Genomic DNA, 1,053 nt, shown 5'->3' with positions numbered 1-1,053 from the left:
CTAGAGCGGGTCACGCTTTGACGGAATCGAAAGGGATTCCGGATTGGTCTGATTTGTGATTCAAGATGCTGGCTGGATTGGAGGCCAGCATGAGATGACTCGACCCCTTTCCAATGATCTTCGCGAGCGGGTTGTGGCGGCGGTTTTGAGTGGCGAGAGTCGCCGTTCGACCGCCAAACGGTTCGGTATTGCGATTTCGACGGCAGTGAAGTTGTTGCAGCGCCATGGGGCGACCGGCTCGGTTGCGCCGGGCAAGATGGGCGGACATCGCAAGAGGGTGCTGGAGCCGCACCGAGCCTTCATCGCGGCGCGGATTCGTGAGATGCCGCATCTGACGCTGCACAGTCTGAAGGATGAGTTGGCCGCTCGCGGGGTCAAGGTCTCGCACAACGCGGTGTGGCAGTTCCTGCGCCACGAAGGCCTGAGCTTCAAAAAAAACGCTCTTCGCCCTTGAGCAGGCGCGCGCTGACATTGTCCGCAGGCGCCAACGATGGCGATCCTGGCAGGGCGGCCTCGATCCGCAGTGCCTGGTCTTCATCGACGAGACCTGGATCAAGACCAACATGGCCCCTCTTCGAGGTTGGGGGCCGAAGGGCGAGCGGCTGCGCGGCTTGGCTCCACATGGCCACTGGCGCACGCTGACCTTCCTCGGCGCGCTGCGCTGCGATCGCCTCGCGGCCCCTTGTGTTTTCGACGGGCCAATCAACGGCCAATGCTTCCGTGCTTATGTCGAGCAGCAGCTCATCACTGTGCTAAAGCCCGGCGATATCGTCATCATGGACAACCTCGGAAGCCATAAGTCGGCCGCCATCAGGCAGATGATCAAAGCCGTTGGCGCCAGGCTTTGGTACCTGCCGCCCTACTCGCCAGACCTCAATCCCATCGAGCAGGCCTTCGCCAAGATCAAACACTGGATGCGCCAGGCCCAGAAACGCACCGTCGAGGATACTTGGCGACACATCGGCCACCTCGTCGAAACCATCGAGGCTACAGAATGCAACAACTACTTTGCTAACGCCGGATACGCTTCCGTCAAAACGTGAAAGATTCTAG

General features: G+C 60.3%; 1 protein-coding gene. It reads left to right on the top strand.

The genetic code is table 11. The features are described from left to right. The first annotated feature begins 94 nt into the window (after positions 1-94). Positions 95-1,043 (top strand): IS630 family transposase gene (locus CIT31_RS33205; RefSeq protein WP_095522026.1). Its coding sequence is split into 2 segments (ribosomal slippage): positions 95-430 and positions 432-1,043, totalling 948 coding nucleotides; the frame shifts between segments, so codons are not numbered across the junction. Positions 1,044-1,053: the final 10 nt, after the last annotated feature.

Origin of the sequence: Mesorhizobium wenxiniae (genome assembly GCF_002284535.1) — a bacterium.
Taxonomy (GTDB): domain Bacteria; phylum Pseudomonadota; class Alphaproteobacteria; order Rhizobiales; family Rhizobiaceae; genus Mesorhizobium; species Mesorhizobium wenxiniae.
The sequence above is the reverse complement of the archived record's forward strand: the minus strand, read 5'-3'. Positions and strand labels throughout refer to the sequence as shown.